Source organism: Streptomyces sp. 2P-4, from assembly GCF_030167965.1.
Classification (GTDB): domain Bacteria; phylum Actinomycetota; class Actinomycetes; order Streptomycetales; family Streptomycetaceae; genus Streptomyces; species Streptomyces globosus_A.
This window is the reverse complement of the sequence record NZ_CP095011.1, coordinates 6,894,520-6,914,810: the sequence shown is the minus strand read 5'-3', so window position 1 is coordinate 6,914,810 and position 20,291 is coordinate 6,894,520. Positions and strand designations below refer to the sequence as shown.

General features: G+C 69.5%; 13 protein-coding genes. 8 read left to right on the top strand and 5 right to left on the bottom strand.

Features of this window, described 5'->3' with window-relative positions; all coding sequences use genetic code 11:
• The first annotated feature begins 13 nt into the window (after window positions 1-13).
• The gene (locus tag MUK52_RS30940; RefSeq protein ID WP_284581613.1) at window positions 14-7,183 is read left to right on the top strand and encodes an RHS repeat-associated core domain-containing protein; all 7,170 of its coding nucleotides are present in this window, start codon (window positions 14-16) and stop codon (window positions 7,181-7,183) included.
• Window positions 7,184-7,217: 34 nt separating this feature from the next.
• Window positions 7,218-7,685: a hypothetical protein gene (locus MUK52_RS30935; RefSeq protein WP_114055890.1), complete on the top strand. Its 468-nt coding sequence runs from the start codon at window positions 7,218-7,220 to the stop codon at window positions 7,683-7,685.
• Window positions 7,686-7,757: 72 nt separating this feature from the next.
• Here the strand turns inward: MUK52_RS30935 and MUK52_RS30930 are convergent, their stop codons facing one another.
• Complete coding sequence (locus tag MUK52_RS30930; protein ID WP_284581612.1) at window positions 7,758-8,111, bottom strand: hypothetical protein; 354 nt, start codon at window positions 8,109-8,111, stop codon at window positions 7,758-7,760.
• A 302-nt stretch (window positions 8,112-8,413) separates the two neighbouring features.
• Here MUK52_RS30930 and MUK52_RS30925 point away from each other — a divergent pair, with 302 nt between their 5' ends.
• Together MUK52_RS30925 and MUK52_RS30920 are read left to right on the top strand one after the other, a co-directional pair.
• Window positions 8,414-9,610, top strand: coding sequence for an aromatic ring-hydroxylating oxygenase subunit alpha (locus MUK52_RS30925; RefSeq protein ID WP_284581611.1), 1,197 nt, complete (start codon window positions 8,414-8,416; stop codon window positions 9,608-9,610).
• Window positions 9,611-10,168: 558 nt separating this feature from the next.
• On the top strand, window positions 10,169-10,513 hold the full coding sequence (locus tag MUK52_RS30920; protein ID WP_114055892.1) for a hypothetical protein: 345 nt from the start codon (window positions 10,169-10,171) through the stop codon (window positions 10,511-10,513).
• Between the two features lie 600 nt (window positions 10,514-11,113).
• Here MUK52_RS30920 and MUK52_RS30910 read toward each other — a convergent pair.
• Window positions 11,114-11,548 carry an amphi-Trp domain-containing protein gene (locus MUK52_RS30910; protein WP_114055893.1) on the bottom strand — a complete coding sequence of 145 codons (435 nt, stop codon included), beginning with the start codon at window positions 11,546-11,548 and terminating at the stop codon, window positions 11,114-11,116.
• A 235-nt stretch (window positions 11,549-11,783) separates the two neighbouring features.
• Here MUK52_RS30910 and MUK52_RS30905 point away from each other — a divergent pair, with 235 nt between their 5' ends.
• Entirely contained in the window at window positions 11,784-12,026 is a 243-nt protein-coding gene (locus MUK52_RS30905; RefSeq protein ID WP_284581610.1) for a CorA family divalent cation transporter, read from the top strand.
• Window positions 12,027-12,378: 352 nt separating this feature from the next.
• Here the strand turns inward: MUK52_RS30905 and MUK52_RS30900 are convergent, their stop codons facing one another.
• Window positions 12,379-13,506 carry a NucA/NucB deoxyribonuclease domain-containing protein gene (locus MUK52_RS30900; protein ID WP_284581609.1) on the bottom strand — a complete coding sequence of 376 codons (1,128 nt, stop codon included), beginning with the start codon at window positions 13,504-13,506 and terminating at the stop codon, window positions 12,379-12,381.
• A gap of 365 nt (window positions 13,507-13,871) precedes the next feature.
• Here MUK52_RS30900 and MUK52_RS30895 point away from each other — a divergent pair, with 365 nt between their 5' ends.
• Complete coding sequence (locus tag MUK52_RS30895) at window positions 13,872-15,140, top strand: hypothetical protein (RefSeq protein WP_284581608.1); 1,269 nt, start codon at window positions 13,872-13,874, stop codon at window positions 15,138-15,140.
• 178 nt (window positions 15,141-15,318) lie between these two features.
• Here MUK52_RS30895 and MUK52_RS30890 read toward each other — a convergent pair whose 3' ends face one another.
• Complete coding sequence (locus tag MUK52_RS30890) at window positions 15,319-16,665, bottom strand: DUF2254 domain-containing protein (protein WP_284581607.1); 1,347 nt, start codon at window positions 16,663-16,665, stop codon at window positions 15,319-15,321.
• A gap of 269 nt (window positions 16,666-16,934) precedes the next feature.
• Between MUK52_RS30890 and MUK52_RS30885 the strand changes: the two genes are divergently transcribed.
• On the top strand, window positions 16,935-17,132 hold the full coding sequence (locus tag MUK52_RS30885) for a hypothetical protein (RefSeq protein ID WP_114055897.1): 198 nt from the start codon (window positions 16,935-16,937) through the stop codon (window positions 17,130-17,132).
• Window positions 17,133-17,145: 13 nt separating this feature from the next.
• On the opposite strand, the gene MUK52_RS30880 is transcribed toward MUK52_RS30885, so the two are convergent.
• Window positions 17,146-18,144, bottom strand: coding sequence for a PP2C family protein-serine/threonine phosphatase (locus tag MUK52_RS30880; RefSeq protein WP_284581806.1), 999 nt, complete (start codon window positions 18,142-18,144; stop codon window positions 17,146-17,148).
• Window positions 18,145-18,776: 632 nt separating this feature from the next.
• Here MUK52_RS30880 and hpnR point away from each other — a divergent pair.
• Window positions 18,777-20,288 carry a hopanoid C-3 methylase HpnR gene (hpnR, locus tag MUK52_RS30875; protein ID WP_284581606.1) on the top strand — a complete coding sequence of 504 codons (1,512 nt, stop codon included), beginning with the start codon at window positions 18,777-18,779 and terminating at the stop codon, window positions 20,286-20,288.
• Window positions 20,289-20,291 lie beyond the last annotated feature (3 nt).

Here is a 20,291-nt window from a genome sequence, read left to right as displayed (position 1 = left end):
CACGGGATATAATTTGCGTAATCCCTATCGGTACGCTAGCGATGCGCGGCGCAGACGCGCATGGCGCTGGCCCATTCCACTTCTCGGTATCTCACTCCTCGTCACGGGCCTGAGCGCTCCGGCGGCAACCGCCGCCGACGCGCCGAAGCGGCCCGGCCTCCAGCGCCTCACCAAGGTCTCGGGCGCGCCGGTCACCGGCAAGCCCGCACCCGCCCCCGGTGAGTCCCAGCGCAACAAGTGGACCGCGCCGCCCAAGGTGGCCTGGCCCGCGGCCGGGACGGCCGAGGTCGCCGTGCCCGCGACCACGCCAGCCGCCCCGGTGGGCCGGATGTTCGCCGCGCCGTCCGCGGACGGTCCGCTCGCCCCGGCCGTCACCCAGACGCGCGCCGGATCGCTGCCGGTGCGGGTCTCGGCGGGCAACGCCGTGGCCCAGCGCGAGCAGGCCAGGGCCCAGGGCCGGTCCGCGCTGAGCGCGGCCCCCTCCGCCGAGCCGCAGCCGGCCTCCGACGTCAAGGTCAAGGTCGACCTCCACGACCGCGCCGCGGCGAGCAAGGCCGGTGTGCCCGGCGGCCTGCTGCTGTCGGTCAAGCGGACCGACACCGGCAAGGCCGGCGCCCCGGTCTCGGTCGAACTCGACTACAACGCCTTCAAGAACGCCTACGGCGGCAGCTGGGGTTCCCGGCTGCGCTTCACCGCGCTGCCCGCCTGCGCGCTGACCACGCCCGAGCGGGCGGAGTGCCGTACCGGCACTCCGGTGACCGCCACGAACGACCCGTACACGGGCACCCTGACGGCCACCTTCGACGCGCCCGCCGCCGCGCCCTCGCCCAGCGCCAAGTCCGGCGCGGCCGCGATGGCCGCCGCGCCCGCCGCCGCCCCGGCGACGGTGCTGGCCGCCGCTCCGAGCGCGGACGGCGCCAACGGCACGTTCAAGGCCACCTCGCTGAGCCCGACAGGCTCCTGGCAGGCCGGCGGCTCGGCCGGCGACTTCTCCTGGTCCTACCCGCTGGAGATCCCGGCCTCGCTCGGCGGCCCGAGCCCCTCGCTGGCGCTCGGCTACTCCAGCGCCGCGATCGACGGCCGCACCTCCGCCTCCTCGCAGCAGACCTCCTGGGTCGGCGACGGCTGGGACCTGGGGTCGAACTACATCGAGCGATCCTTCACCCCCTGCAGCCAGGACAAGAAGGAAGGCTCGGGGTTCAACAACCCCAAGGACGACACCGGTGACCTCTGCCACGGCGTGAACATGGTCACCATGTCCCTCAACGGGGGCTCCACGGTCCTCGTGCGGGATGACAAGAGCGGCCAGTGGCGCCCGGCAACCGACGACGGCTCCCGCGTGGAGCTGCTGACCGGCGCCGACAACGGTGACAAGAAGGGCGAGCACTGGCGGGTCACCACCGCCCAGGGCATCCAGTTCCACTTCGGCCTGAACAAGGTGCCGGGCTGGACCGCGGGCAAGCCTGTCACCAACTCCGCCCTCCTGGTCCCCGTCTACGGCAACCACCGCGGCGAGGACTGCTTCAAGCAGGGCGACTTCGCCGGCTCCGTGTGCGACCAGGTCTACCGCTGGAACCTCGACTACGTCGTGGACCCGCGCGGCAACGCCATGACCTACTGGTACAAAAAGGAGGTCAACCACTACGGGTCGAACTACAAGATCGCTGGTGGTTCCACCAACCGCGCCTACGACCGTGCCGGCTGGCTCGACCACATCTCGTACGGCCTGCGCAAGGACAACCTCTTCGCCCCGGCCCCGGCCCAGGTCGATTTCACCGTCGCCGAACGCTGCCTGAAGACCAAGGCCTTCGACTGCGCCGAGGCGAAGCTGAAGCCGGAGGTCGACTGGAACATCGCCAAGATGTGGCCGGACACCCCCGGTGACCAGCTGTGCGCCGCCAAGGAGGAGTGCAAGGGCCGGTTCACCCCGACCTTCTTCTCCCGCAAGCGCCTGACGGAGATCACCACCAAGGTCTGGGACGGCACCGCCCACAAGGCCGTCGACACCTGGAAACTGACCCAGGACTTCCCGCAGACCGGTGACGGCACCGACTACCCGCTGTGGCTCGCCGCCATCCAGCACATCGGCAAGAACGACAAGAGCGGCAAGGAGATCGCGCTCCCGCCGGTCACCTTCCGCGGCAAGCAGCTGCCCAACCGCGTCGACGGCATGGGCGACGGCAAGCCGCCGTACTACCGCTACCGCATCGAGGCGATCGACACCGAGACCGGTTCGACCGTCAACGTGCAGTTCAAGGAGCCGGAGTGCCGGGCCGCGAACCCGCGGGTCGTCCCGGACGCTCCCGAGTCCAACACGCTGCGCTGCTTCCCGGTCATCACCGAGATACCGGACCCGAACGACCCCAAGCGCGAGAAGAAGCTCTACGTCACCGACTGGTTCCACAAGCACGTCGTCGGCCGCGTCCAGGAGGAGGACCGCAACGGCAACTCGCCGACGCGCGTCACCGAATACCAGTACCTGGGCAAGCCCGCGTGGGCGTACGACGACGAGACCGAGATGATGCGGCCGGGCACCCGCACGTGGTCGCAGTGGCGCGGCTACGAGCGCGTACGCACCCTCATCGGCGCGGCACCCGACAAGCGCTCCCAGACCGAGACCCTCTTCTTCCGCGGCCTCGACGGCGACCGCGCGACGCCCGCGGGCGGCAAGCGCTCCGTCAAGGTCAAGGACTCCGAGGGCAAGGAGATGACCGACCACCGGCTCTTCTCGGGCCAGACCCGCGAGGTCCTCGCCTACAACGGCGAAGGCGGACAGCTGGAGGCGGCCACCACCTACACCCCGTGGATCCACGGCCCGACCGCGACGCGCGTGCGTCCGGGGATCGAGCCGCTGGAGGCGTACGTCCGGGGCACCACCGACGTGGGCTCGCGCATCCTGCTGTCGGACAACCGCGGCTGGCGCCGTACGGCCCAGCACACGGAGTTCGACGACCGCGGCCTGCCCAAGTGGGTCTCGGACCTCGGCGACGTCGCCGACACCAAGGACGACAGCTGCACCCGCTTCGAGTACGACTCGGACGAGGCGCAGTGGATCATCGGCCGGGAGAAGCGGGTCGAGACGGTCGGCAAGGCGTGTGACGCGAAGGACGTCAAACGCCCGGACGACCTCGTCTCCGACGCCCGGATGTTCTACGACGCCGCGGGCAACCTGTCGCGCACGGAGTCGCTGTCCGGTTACGCGAACGGCCGGCCGCAGTACACCACCGACGGCTCGGTCACCTTCGACGCGTATGGCCGTCCGAAGACCATGACCGACGTCTTCGGCAAGGTCACGAAGATCGACTACTCGCCGGCCGCCGACCAGCTCGTCACCAAGACGGTCACCACCAACCCCCTCGGTCACACCGAGACGGTGGAGACCGACCGCGGCCGCGGCTCGGTCCTGGTCAAGAAAAACACCAACAACCGGCGCGAGGTCCTGCAGTACGACCCGCTGGGCCGCCTGGTCAAGGCGTGGTCCCCGAACCGCGACCCCGACACCAAGTCGCCGGACGCCGAGTTCTCCTACGACGTCCGCCCCGACAAGCCGGTGGTCATCTCCACCAAGAGCCTCCTGGACGACGGCACCTACCGCAGCAGCTACGAGATTTTCGACAGCAGCCTGCGCATCCGCCAGACCCAGATGGAGGCCCTCGGCGGCGGCCGGGTCATCAGCGACACCTTCTACAACAGCCTCGGCCAGGTCTGGAAGTCCAACGGCGCCTACTACACCGCTGGCACCGCCTCCGGTGAGCAGTTCGCCCCGAAGGACAAAGAGGTCCCTGCCTCGACCCTGACCCAGTACGACGGATCCGGCCGTCCGACGGCGCAGATCTCCCGCAAGTTCGGCGAGGAGACGTCCCGCACGACCACCGTGTACGGCGGCGACAACATCACCGTCGACCCCCCGACCGGCGAGACGCCCACCCGGGCCTTCCTCGACGGCCAGGGCCGCAAGACCGAGCTGCGCCACTACCGCTCGGACTCGCCGACGGGCGCGTACGACACGACGCGGTACTCGTACGACATCCGCGGCGAGCTGGAGTCGGTCGTCAACGAGGCCGGCGACACCTGGTCCTGGGAGTACGACCTCCGCGGGCGCCAGGTCACGATGAAGGACCCCGACAAGGGCACGTCGAGGATGGCCTACGGCAAGGGTGACCGGCTGGAGTCGATCACCGACGCCCGAGGCAAGACGGTGGCCTTCGCCTATGACGTGCTGGGCCGGACCACGGCCACACACAACGGCTCGCTGGCCGGTCCCAAGCTCACCGAGACCGTGTACGACACGCTGCCCGGCGCCGTCGGGCTGCCCGTGTCCTCGACGCGCTACGTCAACGGCAACGCGTACACCCAGTCGATCAACGGCTACGACGAGGAATACCGGCCCACCGGTACCTCGGTGACGATCCCGCAGTCCGAGGGTGCGCTGGCCGGCACGTACACGTTCAACGTCGGCTACCGGCCCAACACCGGTCTGACGGCATGGACGCAACAGCCCGCGATCGGCGGACTGCCCGCCGAGCGCATGACCATGACCTACAACCACTTCGAACTCCCCACGGTCATGGGTGTCGCGGGGAAGACGTTCGTGGGCAAGGTCGACTACTCGCCGATGGGCGACGTCCTGCGGACGGAGGCGGGGCCCGCCGGGTCCCAGGTGTACTCGACCAGCTTCTACGACGAGCAGACCCGCCGGCTGACCCGGCAGGTCTACGACCGTGAGAAGGCCCCGGGCCGGATCAGCGACACGTCGTACGAGTACGACACCATCGGCAACATCCTCAAGATCACTGACAAGGAGGGGCCGGAAGCCTCCGGCACCACCGACACGCAGTGCTTCGCCTACGACTACATGCGCCGCATGAGCGACGCGTGGACGGCAACCGACGACTGCGCGGCCAAGCCGGGCGCCGCCGGACCGGGTTCGAAGCCCAAGGTGGGCGGCCCCAACCCGTACTGGTCGTCCTACAGCTTCGACGCGGCCGGCAACCGCATCAAGGAGGTGCAGCACTCGCCCACCGGCGGGACCGCCAAGGACGTCACGCGCGACTACAAGTACGGCACGCCCGGCAAGGCGGCGGCCAACCGCCTGCAGCAGCTCGGCACCACCGGGCCGCAGGGCGTCCGGTCCGACTCGTTCACCTACGACGAGGCCGGCAACACCGACAAGCGCACCATCCAGGGCAACACCCAGGACTTCGACTGGGACACCGAGGGCCGCCTGGCCAAGGTCACCGAAGGCTCCAAGACCACGGAGTACGTCTACGACGTCGGTGGCAACCGGCTGATCAAGCGCGACCCGTCCGGCACCACGCTGTACCTGCCGGGCACCGAGGTGAAGCTCACCCCCGGCGGCAAGGTCGAGGGCACGCGGTACTACGCCCACCCGGCCGGCCCCGTCATGGTGCGCACCGCCAAGGACGGCGCGGTCTCCACCTCGTACCTGCTCCAGGACCACAACGGCACGGCGAACACGAGCGTCGACCAGGCGACCCAGGAGGTCTCCAGGCGCAAGTTCACTCCGTTCGGCGAGGTCCGGGGCACCGCCCCCTCCATCTGGCCCGACAAGAAGGGCTTCATCGGCGGGGAGGTGGACGACTCCACGGGGCTGGTCCACCTGGGGGCGCGTGAATTCGACCCGATGACAGGGCGGTTCATCTCCGTCGACCCGGTGATCGACTTCAACGAGCCCAAGCAGCAGAACCCCTACGCCTACGCGAACAACTCGCCGGTCACCTTCAGTGACCCCAGCGGCCTGTCGATCGCGCCGCCGGTGATGCCGGTCAAGGACTTCACCGACGCCGAGCTGGCGTGGGCGAACTGGGCGAAGGGCCGCAGCGCCCTCGACGTCGCGCTCGACGTCGCCGTCGGCATCCTCAAGGACGCCTCCGGCTACAACGACATCAAGGCGTGCCTGGGCGGTGACTGGGGTGCCTGCGGCATGCTCGCGTTCGAGGCGGCACTTCCCTTCGCGGGCAAGGCCAAGCGCATCCTGCAGGCCCTCGACCGGGCCTGGGACGCCTACAACAGCTGGATGGGCAAGCTGCAGCTCGCCCGGGACATCATCGCGCGCGCCCAGCGCTACCAGCAGGCGATGGCGAAGTACGCCGAGGACCTCGCGGAGTGGAAGCGCCAAGTCCAGGAGGCCGCCGAACGGGCCAAGAAACTGGAGGAGGAAGCGGCCGCGGCCAGGCGGGCCGCACAGGAACAGGCGGCAGCGGCGGCCAAGAAGGCCGCGGAAGCGAAGGCGACAGCAGCCCGGCAGGCGAAGGAAGCCGCGGCCAAGGCCAAGAAGGCGGACAAGGACGGCAAGGCCACCAAGTCCAAGGAGACCAGGAAGGCCGCCAAGAAGGACGCCGATGACGAGCCGGGCGAGTGCAACAGCTTCGTGCCCGGCACGAAGGTGCTGCTCGCCGACGGTTCCACCAAGGCGATCGAGGACGTCCGGATCGGTGACGAGGTCGCCGCGACCGACGCCGAAACCGGCAGCACGTCGGCAGAGCAGGTCGTCTCGCTGATCGTCGGTGAAGGCCGGAAAAAGCTGGTCGAGGTAACCGTCGACACCGACGGCGACCGGGGAGAGGCGACCGAGACCGTCACCGCGACGGACGGCCACCCCTTCTGGCTGCCGACGCTGCGCGAGTGGGTCAAGGCCGCCGAGCTGCGACCCGGCCAGTGGCTCCAGACGGACACGGGGACCTGGATCCAGGTCACCGCGGTCAAGGCGTGGACCGAGCAGAAGCGGGTCCACAACCTCACCGTCGCCAAGCACCACACGTACTACGTGGTGGCCGGAGTCACTCCGCTCCTCGTCCACAACTGCAACAAGACGGTCACGGCCTACCACTACACGACCAAGGAGAACTACCAGAAGATCATGAGTGGTGGCAGCAAGCAGGGAATCACCATCAAGGCGTCGGCGCCCTCCAAGGGGAATCCGAAGGGCGCGTACGTCACGGGAATGAGCCCGGCGGACCTTGCCAAGAAGCCTGGCGGATTCAAGTCGTTCCTCGGACTGACGCGAGAGAAGTCCGAGTACGTCATCCAATTCGAAGTGTGTGCCTGCAAGGTCGCCGGACGCCTCCGAGGAGGACGCGAACACGTCTGGTTCAGTCCGGAGGATCTGGACATCTCCAAGGCCAAGATCCTTTATCATGGCGCGACCAAGGGGCTGAGATGACCAGGAACGATGACCAGAACGGTGACGGATAGCCGTGGACTTCTCCGGATACGCGACGGATCTCGTCCTGGGCGGTTCGCCCGGTGACCTGTTCCGCCGCTTCTCGTCGAAGCTCGCCGAGAGGTGGCCGGCGTACCTGCAGAACGGGGCCGACCACCGTTCCTTCGACTTCGGCGCGATCGTCCTCGACCCCGAAGGCGATCGCGGTGAGTCGGAGGTCGCGACCTTCAGTCGCGACCTCGCCATGGAGGACTTCTGGGAGGAACAGGGGTACGCCCTGGGGGCGGACGGAGAAGGCCCGTTCGCGGTCTTCTACAAGCCGTTCCGCCAGTTCTCGGTCAAGGTCGACCGGGGAGTGGAAGTCGGCACCGGAGCGGACTGGCACGACTCGTTCATCCTGGTTCCGGAAGGGTTCCACGTATCCCTCGTGACGCCTGAGGACCCGTCCTCGGACCCGTTCTCCGGCTGGGTGCGCGACGTGCTCATCCAGTCGGTCTGGTAGGAGCAGCACAGCTCGAAGCCCTGCCGAGGCGACATGCCTCGGCAGGGCTTCGCCATATCCGGAAGCTGTGGGTCAGAAGCGGTCGGTCGGGACCGGGAACGGCGGGGCCGGCTTCGGGCCCGTCAGGCGCTCGCCCTCACGCGGGGGTGTGGTGCAGGTGATGTCCTCGTCGGTGTTGCCGCACACCACGGCCCAGAAGACCGCCGTGCCGTTGTCCGAGGCGGGCTCGGCGGCGCGGCGGAACCGGCCCGGAGGCGGTTTCGGGGACGTCCGGCCCTCCGCGGCCGCCTTGAGGGCCTGCACGAACTGCGCCGCCTCCTTCGGGTAGAAGAACACCGGCCGGGCCGAGCGTATGTCGTCACCGGTGGTCTTCTGGCCGTCGATGACGATCGGGCCCTTGTCGGCGCGCGCCACCGACGGTCGCATCAGCTCGGTCGGCGAGCCGCAGACGGGCGGGTAACGGTAGGCACGCCGACGGACCCTCCCTCGGCTCTGCCGAGCCGCCCGCGAAGCAGCACCGCCACTGATCGCAGGCGCCGTACGCATGGCAGCGCCGCCCGGAGCCGTGATTCCGCGTGGTATATGGGCACGTGATGAGACATGCGTTGATCGATTGAGACGGTGCCGTCTCATCCGAAGGGACTACTCGGATATCGGTCTTCGCGGCGATTCGCTGCCCAGGGCTTCGGGCGAACGATGAGAAGGACCTGAAGAAGGGTGGTGGCACCATGCCGCACCGAGAACTCGATCTTCTGTTGGAGGACCTGACGCGCTTGGCGGCGCTCCCGCTGGAGCGTGGCGAGACGCTTCCGGCACGGGCCTACACCAGCGAGGACTTCTACCGCCTGGAGAGGGACCGCGTCTTCCGCGCTGACTGGCTGTGCGCCGGCCACGTGAACCAGGTCGCCGAACCGGGCGACTACCTGCGCACCGACGTCCTGGGCGAACCCGTGGTCATCACGCGCGACGAGGACGGCTCTCTCCACGCGTTGTCCCGGGTGTGCCGGCACCGCTTCATGGACGTGCTTCCGCCGGAAACCACGCCCGAGCAGGGGTCCCTGAAGCGGCTGACGTGCCCGTACCACACGTGGACCTACCGGCTGAACGGCGAGTACGCCGGGCAGCTGGCCGGGGCGCCCCTGATGAACAAGGTCGATTTCGACCGTGCGGCATGCCGGCTGCCCGGCTACCGCCTGGAGGTCTGGAACGGGCTGATCATGATCTGCGCCGATGCCGACGCTCCGGCGCTCGGCCCGCAGCTCGATGAGCTGACGGCCAAGCTCGCCTGCTACCGGCTGCCGGACCTCGTCGTGGCGTACAGCGCCGTATGGCAGGGGGTGGCGGCGAACTGGAAGGTGGCGCTGGAGAACGGCTCGGAGAACTACCACCACATGGGGAGCCACGCGGCGACCCTCGATCCGGTGCTGCCGGGCAGGGACACCGTCGTCGACGACTGCGACGGACGCTGGTTCACCATGTACACCCCCTTCGCAGCTGACGGCCTGCAGACGGCGGACGGCGCAGCAGGGACGGCCAGTGCCCTGATCCCCGGGCTCGGGGAGCGGGAACTGTCGGGGATGACGATCGCGGGTGTCTTCCCCCATCTGGTGCTGGCCCTCCTGCCGGACAGCGTGACGTTCGCGCGGTGGATTCCCACCGGCCCCGAAACCCACGACGCCCACTTCACGGTGCTCGTGCCGCCCGAAGCCCGGACGAAGCCGGGATTCGACGCCTACGTCGACGCCTCGCGTCAGCAGCTGGAGACCATCCAGAGTGAGGACACCGTGGCCATCCGCGGGGTGCAGCGGGGGCTCGCCACCAATCCTGGGCCGTCTGGCGGGCGCTTCTCACACCTGGAGCGCCCCCTGTGGCAGTTCCAGCGCTACCTCGCCGACTGCCTCGCCCACCGCAGCCGCCTGCCCTGACGCTTCACCGCCCGCAACGGACGATCCGCACGCCGCGCGCCTGCGGGTACACGGAACGCTGCTCGTGGAACGCATCCGGCCCTCGCGGCCTGGGCGGGCCGCCTGCTGCCGGCGCCGCGAGCTGCACCCGTGGGAGTGGTCGTGGAGCGCGAGCGGGGCAGCGACAGCCGAGATGCGGGGCGTCGGGGAACCGAGGCCCGGACGAAGCGGTTCCGCGGGCAGTCTGCGCGGCTTGTCCATCGACTTCCGAGAACGGATCAGCAGCGGGCCGGACGCCTTCGGAAGTGGACGCTCGACGAGCGTCCTGGCTGCCGGGCCCCCACACGCCCTCGGACACCCGCAGCGCAACCAGTGACGGCCGAGGGGCCGACTACCGCGCTCAGACCATTACTCCTCTCAGCGCGGTGCATGGGTAGGCCCCGGAGCCCTACGTCCTCACCGGGCTGGGGGCCAAAAAGGTGAAAGTGAACCTTCCTGCCGGCAGAAATGCAACCGGGCCGTCCCGACCGAGGGAAAGGACGCCTGCAGCACGTTCTTCCCTACAGTGAGGATCAACCCATGCGCTTGCGCAGCACCCTGGCCGCTGCCCTCGGCGGTCTCCTGCTCTCCGTGGCCCTGCCGGCGTCGCCCGCTGCAGCCGCCAACGGCGACTTCACGTACTCGTACGTCGGCCTCAACGGCCTGAACCTGCGCGGTGTGCTCGCCGACCCGGACAGCAGCGTGTGCATCAACATTCCCGAAACGGTCGGCTCCGCCCTGCCCGCCCTCGCCCCGAGCAACTTCACGGACTCCACCGCCACCGTGTTCCTCGACTCGGACTGCGACGGCGACACCTTCTACGTGATGGCCCCGGGCAAGAGGCTCGGTGAACGCCTGCGGCTGCGCTCGGTCGTCTTCAGCTGACACCACACCCCGCACCGCGCGAGACGCCCGGCCCCATTCGCAAACGGGCCCGGCCCTGCGAGGTACACACGCCCGTGGGGCGAGGCGGCGGCCGTCTGGGCACTGGTCCAGGTTTCGCCCCGGCCGAGCCCGGCGGGCGGCGGGCTGCTCGAAACCACGGCGCGGGTCGCGTGAGGCAGGGCGGGAAGTGGTTGGCGGGCGCAGGGCCCCGGCCAGCCGTGTCGAGCCCGGGGGCCAGGAGCAGCACGTGGTGTCCCGCGGCTCCGTCGTGGTCGGCGGGCCGGCCACGTCGCCCTCCTGTGCCTGCTGCGGATCGTCCGTTGGCTTGTCGCCGCTCACTGGCTTCCGCTCGCGATTCACTCCGACCTCAAGAGCCGCGAGAAGACCTACCCCGTCCTCACGGCCCTGGCCCAGACCGGCGAACAGCAGGAACGTCTCGCCGACCGGCTCTCGGCCGCCCGCCTCGCCGGCGAGGAGATCGAACCACGCGACCCCATCGAGACCGAAGCAGCCCGCCGCCTCGCCGACGGCCTCAAGAACCAGTGATCATCCGATCACCAGCACTTTCTCAGGGGGGAGCGTCACGGCGGACGTCTCCTGTCAGGTGCGCTTGGCCGCGGAACGCTGGGACTTGGCGGTGTTGGCCGGCCTGGCGGACTTCGCGGCCGTCGTGGACTTCCGGGCGCGCGCCGGCCTCGTCGACGTCCTGGCCGGGGCGGCGGGCGTATCCGGGGCCGCCTGGGCGGCGGCCGACTCCGCATCCCGCTCCGCGGCGGCCTTCGGGGCGGAGCCGGAGGCCGTACGGGACCGGCCGGTGTTCCACTTCAGCTCGATCTCCAGCTCGATCTCGTCACCGGCCACCTCGATCTCCACCTCACTGCGGAGCTCGTCGGGCACGCGCAGGCTCAGCACCCCCGCACCAAGCTCGACCTCGGCCTCACCGCCCTCCCGGAGGGCTTCGGCGAGCGCGGCGAGCAGGTCCGCGGCCTCGGTACGGGACAGCGAGCGCTTCTGCTCGAACTTGAGGTCCTTCACGGACGCCTCCAGGGCAAGGGGCCGGGCGCGACGCGGCCGGACGGACGCGACATCGACATGCTCCATCACGCACCGGCGTCCCGCACGACCCGGACGGCCCACAGGGTGACACGCTGCCCGAGTGGCGGCCCCGCCACCGGCGGCGTCTACGGGCCGCGGCCCGGTGAGCACCGTGCGACGGTGCAGCTCCGGGAGGCACGACGGACGACGAGGGGCCGATGATCGTAAGGACGACTTGTTCGAGGACCGGCGCCCCGAGCAGGTCTACCGCCTCGCCATCGTGTCCGTGGTCTTCCTGCCGCTGTCGTTCATCACCGGCTTCTTCGGGATGAACTTCACCTTCCTGACGGACAGTCTGCAAAGCAGGGACGAGTTCTGGCTGCTCGCGGTGGGCCTGCAGGTCCTCGTCCTGTCCATCTCCCTGTACGTGCTGCACCGCACCCGGATCTGGCGCCGGCTGCGCGAGGACGACTGGTGAGGCCCGGCAGGCCCAGGTGACTGGGCCTACGGGCGTTCGAAGTACGGGAGCACGCCGCCCGTGAAGCGCCCAAGAACCCAACGGCCGCCCACGCAGGACGCTCGGCTGGGATACTCCAGCCGAGCGTCCATCCGCCTGGACGAACCGCTGCCCACCGAATGGCGCGGCGGCGGGCCGGCCGTCTGGAGTCCGGAGACCGACGGGGCCTGAGCACAGCCGTGCGGGCCGCCACCTGCCGCTACGGCACTGTGACCGTTGCGGCCATATGCATGTGGCTTCGTGCATGAGCCGTCAGACGGAACCCAGCCGGTCCCTGGTATGTCTCGCCGGGTGCCCGGGGGCATACCCGGCGCTACGCGTCGATGATGACCTCGAACGCCTCGCCCTGCATGATGCGGTCGGAGGTCACCGCCCTCGCGAACTCGCGGCCCGCAGCGGAGTTGTCCGCCTCGTCGACATGGGCCCGGATACAGGGCGCGTTGGGCGGGGTGCCCCGGTCGACAGTCACGTTCGCCACGTCCCATACCCCGCCGACCTCGCGCGGGGTGATGTCGATACACAGGGCACCGTCGTTCCCTCCCTGCATCGACTTGGCGAACGGGTACTCGTCACAGGAGTCGTTGGGGATGCCCGTGGCGCCCCGGGGGAACTTGTACGGCCCACGGTCGCAGGTCAGGGCACGCCTGCCCTTGGCCTCCGGGTCAAGCGGGTCGACATACCACCGGTTCAGCAGGTGCCCAGGGGTGCCGAACTTGCCCGTGAGGTTCTTCTGCGCCCACTCATAGGCGACGGCCGCCCCCTTGTAGAGCGACCGGTGGAGTGTCACGTTGGCCGTGTGCCCGTCGACTATGCATCCGGGCGGCGATCCGTCCTTCGGTGAGATCTTGTCGTCACAGCGCACCTTGGGGCCGGGCCAGTCCAGGCGGGTGTTCACGGGCCGCCCACCGCCCGTGACGGTCTTGATGGTCCCGATCACGTGGTAGGAGGGCTGGACGATCGTGTCGAAGCCCTTGCCGACGGACGAGCTGTAGGAGAGGGCGCCGTCCTCCCGGCTCTGGCCGTTCTTCAGGAGCACGGGTGCGCCGCCCCAGGCGGGTGCCCCCGCCGTGCACTGGCCGCTGCACGTGGCGCCCAGAGCCATCGTCACAGCGGCGATATTGGACGTCATGTCGGTGACCTGGATCACGATGTCCTCCTTCCACTGTGCAGCGGGCAGGGAGTTCATGGCCGCTGCGGCGAAGACCAGGACATGGGCTTTTCCGTTCACCTTGCTGTCCTCGCCAAGGGTCACGTACTCGGCCAGGTACCGCGTGCAGTACGCCTTGCGGGTTGAGGGGATGGGGTCGAACGGCTTGTCCGGGTCGTCCTTGAGGCAGAGGTCCGCCCCCGGGTTGGCGCGGGCCGCCCGGGGGGCTGCGGCGGGCAGAGCGGCGAGGGCGGAGGCGGTGGCCTGTCCCGTCTTGATGCAGGTCCAGGCCATCCCCTCGCGCCGGAGGTCGGGCCCGGTTTCCGTACAGTCGCCGTGGCCCTGGGGGACTGTACGGCTCGTGGACGGTTGGGCGGCGGCCGGTTGGGTGCCCGCGGCGCACAGGGCTGCAGTGAGGGCGAGCGAGGCTACCGCTGCCAGACCGCGTCTGATGTGTTTCAAAGGTGGTCCCTTCCTCCGGCGGCCCCGTGGCGGGCACACCGACGTTATGGAACCGGGTAACTCTTGTTCATATCACTCGGGAACGCGACAGTTTTTGACCCCATTTGGCCAGTTGTGGCATAGACCTGCTGTTTCTGGCGGCGCTAGTTTCACTCACACTCACCTCACAGACCACGCTCAGCAGAGGAAAGGCAACGATGCGCCGCACGACAACCCGCCTGGGCAGAGGGCTCGGAGCGCTCCTGGCCACCGCGGCGGCCTCCGTGGGCCTGGCCGCCACACCGGCCGCCGCCACCCCGGCCGCTTCCGGGCAGGCAGTCCAGCCCGGCCAAGCCTGCACCGCGGCCGATCTCGGTACCCGCCACCCGGTCATCAAGACGACCGAAGTCACCCCGACCATCACCCACTTCAAGGGCTGGTACGTCACCCAGGGCTCCACCGGCAGCCATACCGTCACCACCAGCACCCAGACCACCATCTCGGTGTCTGTCGGCCTCAACGGCTCCGTTCAGGGAAGCTTCGCCGTCCAGGCCCTGGGCAGCGTCGGCGCGAGCCTGGGCTTGAACGTGCAGGTCAACTACGCCTCCACCAGCAGCGAGTCGAACTCCGTCTCCTGGAACTTCTTCGAGCCCGGCTACTACGGCCTCTACAAGGGCACCAAGAAGGTCACCGGCACCTACGGCAGCCTCAACTGCAACCGCATCCAACAGGGCGACGGCAGTTGGGCCCTGAAGTGGACCGAGGGCCCCGACAGCGGCAGCTACACCACCTACACCGCCCTCGAAGAAGGCGCGGTGCGCTGCGAGGACAAGGTGCCGGCCAACAGCATCATGGCCAAGGCCCAGGACTTGCTGGACTGCGGCTCCCCCGCCGCCACCGCGAAGCACCCGGCGGGTCCCGTCCCCTCGGCCAAGGCCGACCAGGCCAAGCGCGACGCCGACAACGCCGCAACAGCGGCCGAGGCCGCCCGGAGCATGAAAGCCCTCCAGGCCGCCAAGCCCGCGCCCCGCGCCGCCCTGGACTGCCAACCCGGCGTCTACAAGATCGACGTCCCCGGCAAGCCCCTGAACTGGAGCGCACCCCTCCTGGCCAACGACGGCATCCGCCTGCGCGTATCCACATTCTTCAGCGCCCACCTGGACAACTGGCGCCTGTGCAACGTGACGGAGAACAACGGAGTCCTCGAGGCGTCCCTGTGGAACTGGGGCAACGGCGGATGCGCGACCATCCCGACGGACATCGCCAACCAGGAGCGTGCCCACCTGACGACGGCTGCCTGCGGGGAGGACGACCTCCAGCGGTTCTACATCTACCGCGACGTACCCGGCAGCACGAAGATCGGCCTGCAGAACAAGTACACCGGCTCCATGATGGGATACGACCGCTACGCTGACGGGGAGCTGATCCGCCAGTACTCCAGCGGCAGGCAGGACGGCACGGGTACGTACACCCTGACCGCGGTCTGACGACCCCAAACGGTCTCCGGCTGGCTGGGAAGCGATCTTCAACCGCCCCTGTCCCGCCTGGCCAGGCGCACGGGTGAACACCCTGATACAGACGCCTTGAGAAAGGACATGGACGCACCCCGGCAAGCGGTTGGCTGGTGTCCTGGTGTGCTGCTCGACTGAGTGTCGGACCGATCCGTCAGGGAACGACGGCGGGCCATCGGCCGGTCAGAGCCTCCTCCACGCTGGCGCACAGCTCCAAGAGTTCGGCCCGCTCGCCGGGGTGGAGGTCTTGGGCGGCGACGGTCGAGCGAACGCGAGCGAGGTTCGCGACGATGGGGTGGTGCTGCCCGGGTGCGGTGTGCCAGGCCAGTTCCCGTAGCAGCATCAGGATCCGGGCCAGGACCGAGGGGTCCGCGGCTCCGTACCGCAGTGGCTGGGCCACCACGAGGTGCAGGAGTTCCGCGAGCGTCGGGCGGCGAAGCACGACGCGGACGTCGCCGTGGCCGTCATGCAGGAGCCGGGGGGACAGGTCACGCTTCGCCAACCCACACAGCAGGGCGGAGCAGTGGGAGAGCGCGTGAACGGCGGTGGTGGGGTCGTTGACACCGGGAGAGAGCGCCTTGGTGGCGACGTCTGTGAGCTGGCGGAGTCCGAACCCGACATCCTGCTCATGGGTGCGTTCAGCCCCGGTGGTGAGGGCGTCGGCGCTCCGCCCCACCAGGATGCGGAGTGTGTCCGGCGTGAAGGGGCGGCCGGTGCGGGTCCAGGCCGCTCCGGCAGGGGTGCCGGCGACGAGTGAGCTCCCGGGGTTGCGGTCGATGAGGATGACGGCATCCGCTTCTACCGCAGCCGCGAGGAGAGCCTCCTCGTCGGCGGCGGTCAGGAATCCCGAGGTTCCGGCGGGAAGGGGCACCGCGTGGACCGGTGGCTCGGGTGGCGTGACGTAATCCGCGGGAGCGGGTCCGGATTCGGGGAGGACCCGGCGGATGGTGTCCTCGGTGTCGGTGTGGACGTCCCGCAGCATCGTTTCCACCCGGATCTTGCCGGCCAAGTGGGAGAGGAAGGCGACGAGGGCGAGCACGCTGGCCAGGGCGAGGAGGAAGGCCACGGTTACTGACAGCTGCGGCACGAACAGCGGCTGCCCGGTGCCCTCCGTCCGCACCGTGCGCAGCACGGTCAGCGTGTACGTGAACGTCGCCAGGAAGAGGGCCAGTGTGCGTTGGACGTACCGGTCCCGGTTGAACGTCCGCAGCAGACGCGGGGAGAACTGGCTGCTCGCGAGCTGCAGTGTCACGACGGTGAGCGAGAATGTCAACGCCGTGACGGTGATCATGGAGCCGGCGATCGATTCCAGCACGGTTCGGGCTGCTCCGGGCCCGCCGCCGAACAGGTAGGTGCTCAGGTAGGGCGGTAGGTGCTGCTGGATCCGCGCGTCCAGCCGGGGCAGTCCCACGCCTGCGGCGGCGGCGAGTACGACGCCGAGGGCCGGCAGCGGCCACAGCTGGGCACGGAGGGCGTCACGTGACACCGGAAACGAGACCACGTGGCGTCTCCTCAGGTCGTGCGGTGTGGATCAGCGTTGCCGCAAGCCTTGCCGGGAAGCGGCGCAGACACGGCCGGCTGGGCTGTGGCAACCGGAAGATCCCCCGAACGGCGCCCGTGCCCGGTCTCCTCGCGGGGGAACCCGGACTGGGCTGCTGCTCGGTCACGCCGACCCTTCCCACGGCCCGTGGCACCACGCCCAGGGCACCCGCTCCGACGTCACGGAACGCCGCTGGCGAGAGAGGGGAGTAAGGAGCGGCTCACGCCGTTGTGAGCAGCAAGGAGACCCGGCCGGCGAAGGCGGCGCGCTTCCGCACGCTTGTGCTCGCCACGCTGCTGGGAGCCACCGCGGTCGCCGTCACGACTCGCGGCCGCGGTCCTGCCGTTGGTCTTTCTGCCGGTCTGGTCATCGCCGGCGACCGGCAATACTCCGGCGGGCGGGTCAACGGCCGCCTGGGCAACAGCTGAGGCGGACATCCGGTCAGGGGCGGTAGCGGAGCAGCAGCATCGCCGCGTCGTCCCCGAGCGGCCCACCGACGTGCGCAGCGATGTCGCTGTGGAGCGCTTCCAGGGCGAGTTCCGGGCTGTCGGCCCTCAGCAGGTGCAGCCGGGAGGCGAGCGGATAGAACTCGCCCCGCCCGTCACGGGCTTCGCTGACCCCGTCCGTGTACAGCAGGAGCTGGTCCCCCGGGTGGAACGCTGCGAGAAGCGTCTCGGGGCGCTCCGTCCCGGGGAACCCCAGGCCGAGTGGAGGTGCAGGCTGCCGCGGGGTGAGAAAGCGCGGTGTGCCGGCGGCAGCGAGAAACAGGGGGGATGGGTGGCCGTAGTTGAGGAGGGCTACGGTCCGGTCCTTCCGGATCTCGGCGATGACCGCTGTGACGAAGCGCTCGCCGCTCAGGGTCCGGTTCATCGTCCTCTCCAGCCGGCTGCTCACCCCCGCGAGATCGAGCTCGTCGTGGGCCGCTTCCCGGAAGGCCCCGAGCACGTCCGCGGCCGTCTCCACGGCATCCAGTCCCTTGCCCTGCACATCGCCGACGATCACCCGGATGCCGCCGGGGGACGTCACCACCTCGTACAGGTCCCCTCCGATGTGGGCCTCCGCGACGGCGGCCGTGTACGAGACGGCGACACTCAGCTCGCCCGCGGTCCGGGGGACCGGGCGGAGCAGAACCCGTTGGGCGACCTCGGCGATCGAGCGGACACTGGCCAGTTCCGCCTCACGCCGCCGACGCATGGTCGCGGCGAGCAGGCCGGCGGCGGTGACGGCGGCCACCGAGACCAGCGCTGTGGTACCGCGCCGCCCCGGAAACAGCCTGTCGTACCAGCCGAGAGCCAGGCAGAGGCTCAACGCCAGCACACCGATCACAGCGGTGCGGCGTGGCCCGCCGGCGAGTCCCGCGAACGCAGGCCCCGTCGCCATCAGGGGCAGCAGCCCGACCGTGGGACCGACGGCAACGTCTGCGACGGTGACGACCGCCATGACGACATAGGGCAGGGACAGCAAGACGCGGTTCACAGCGAGTTGCTGGTCGGACAAGGTGCTCCTCCGGGCTCCGCTGTAGCTCGCCTGGACACTCAGCCTGTGCAACGGACTGCGCTGGAGTGGGTCTGCCCCTCCACGCGGTTGCCGAACCGCCGGCGTGCACTCCGGGCAGCTCCATGCCGTCGGCGGCCGAGTGCACGCTTCGCTTGTGGTGCGGCCACCACCGACCCCACAGCAGTGTCGCAGGCCAAACACCAGCCGATCGCGTCACCACCATCGAGACCGGGCCGAATGCGGGCGCCTCTGCAGTCTCCGGCCCCTTCCGTGTCCGGTGACTGGTTCGATTGCGGTGGGCGCTCGGGGGTCCGCGTGGCCGGCGGTCTGTCCCGGACCGGGTGCAGCATTGCTCTGACTGCCCCGGCGATCGCTGTGTGCATTCCTGGGCATGGGTTCGGGGCTCGCGCGTTCTCCTGCGCGATGCCTCGCTGAGCAGCAACGGAAGACTCGGAGGGAGCAGGCGGCTGGGCTTGCCTTGCCCTTGGCCCCGGCGTGGCTCCGGCAGGAAGACGGAGTGAGGGTGAAGAAATGGTTCACGTAGCTGCCCGGTGCCCTGTCGGCTGGAGATCGCGATGCGTGTGATGCTGGTTCACCCGAGCGCCTTGATGTACTCGGAGATCTTCCTGCGACTCGAGCCCCTGGGGCTGGAACGGGTGGCCGCGGCGGCGCGGGATGCCGGGCATGAGGTGCGCGTCGTCGACCTGCAGGTGCTCAAGCGCGGCTTGCTCGACCGGGAGCTCGCGTCGTTCGCACCGGAGGCCCTCGGCATCTCACTGAACTACCTGGCCAACATCCCCGAGGCGATCGAGATCGCCCACCACGCCAAGGCTGCCTCGCCGGGGTGCTTCGTCTTCCTGGGGGGCCACAGCATCTCGTTCATCGCCGAGCACGTCCTGGAGCAGGCAGAGGGGGCGGTCGACGCGATCGTACGCGGCGAAGGAGAGCCGGCCGTCGAGCCGCTGCTGACGGCGGTGCGCGACGGAGGTCTCAAGGACGTCCCCGGCATCGTGTGCGCGGAGGGCCGGGGGCCGACCCCGAAGCTCCTGGACAGTTTGGACCGCCCCCGGCCCGCCCGCGACCTGATGCGCAGGCGCAACCGGTACTTCATCGGGGAGCTGGATCCGTGCGCGTCGATCGAGTTCACCCGGGGCTGTCCATGGGACTGCTCCTTCTGCTCCGCCTGGACCTTCTACGGACGCAGTTACCGCAAGACGTCCCCGGAGGCGGCCGCGGACGAGATGGCGTCCATCCGGGAGCCGAACGTCTTCATCGTCGACGATGTGGCCTTCATCCGCCCCGAGCAGGGCGACGGCATCGCCGCCGAGCTGGAACGCCGTCGCATCCGCAAGCAGTACTACCTGGAGACCCGCAGCGACGTCCTGCTGCGCAACGAGGAGGTCTTCGCGCGTTGGACGCGACTCGGCCTGCGCTACATGTTTCTCGGCATGGAGGCGCTGGACGCCGAGGGGCTGGACCTCTACCGCAAGCGGGTGAGCCCGGACGACAATTTCAAGGCCCTGGAGACGGCCCGGCGGCTGGGGATCATGGTGGCCATCAACCTCATCGTCGACCCGGCATGGGACGCGGAACGCTTCCGTCTCGTGCGCGAGTTCGCCCTGTCCGTTCCGGAGATCGTGCACCTGACCGTGATGACGCCGTACCCGGGCACCGAGATCTGGCACACCGAGGCCCGTCAGCTGACCACCCGCGACTACCGCCTCTTCGACATCCAGCACGCCGTCGTGCCGACCGCACTCCCGCTGGAGGAGTTCTACCGCGAGCTGGTACGCACCCAGGCCGTCCTCAACCGCAAGCACCTGGGGCTGCGCAACGCCGTCGGCGCCATGAGCGTGCTGGGCCGCAACCTCGTGCGCGGCCAGACGAACTTTGCGCGCATGCTGTGGAAGTTCGGCAGCGTCTACAACGTGGAGCGGCAGATGGCCGAGCACCGCAGGCACGTACGGTACGAGCTGCCGCTACCCAGGCGCAGCGCCACTCCCCCCGGCCGCCAGGACCTGTACATCCACACCCGGGCCGCATCCCACGCCCGCCCGCAGCCCGGCCCTGAGCCGGACGGAGTATGAGGT

Excerpts from the sequence above, each read along its gene's own strand:
- MUK52_RS30925 (WP_284581611.1), top strand. The coding sequence starts at position 8,414 with ATGCCGCACCGAGAACTCGATCTTCTGTTGGAGGACCTGACGCGCTTG.
- MUK52_RS30895 (WP_284581608.1), top strand. The coding sequence starts at position 13,872 with ATGCGCCGCACGACAACCCGCCTGGGCAGAGGGCTCGGAGCGCTCCTG.
- MUK52_RS30930 (WP_284581612.1), bottom strand. The coding sequence starts at position 8,111 with ATGCGACCGTCGGTGGCGCGCGCCGACAAGGGCCCGATCGTCATCGAC.
- hpnR (WP_284581606.1), top strand. The coding sequence starts at position 18,777 with ATGCGTGTGATGCTGGTTCACCCGAGCGCCTTGATGTACTCGGAGATC.
- MUK52_RS30920 (WP_114055892.1), top strand. The coding sequence starts at position 10,169 with ATGCGCTTGCGCAGCACCCTGGCCGCTGCCCTCGGCGGTCTCCTGCTC.
- MUK52_RS30900 (WP_284581609.1), bottom strand. The coding sequence starts at position 13,506 with ATGGCCTGGACCTGCATCAAGACGGGACAGGCCACCGCCTCCGCCCTC.
- MUK52_RS30880 (WP_284581806.1), bottom strand. The coding sequence starts at position 18,144 with ATGGCGGTCGTCACCGTCGCAGACGTTGCCGTCGGTCCCACGGTCGGG.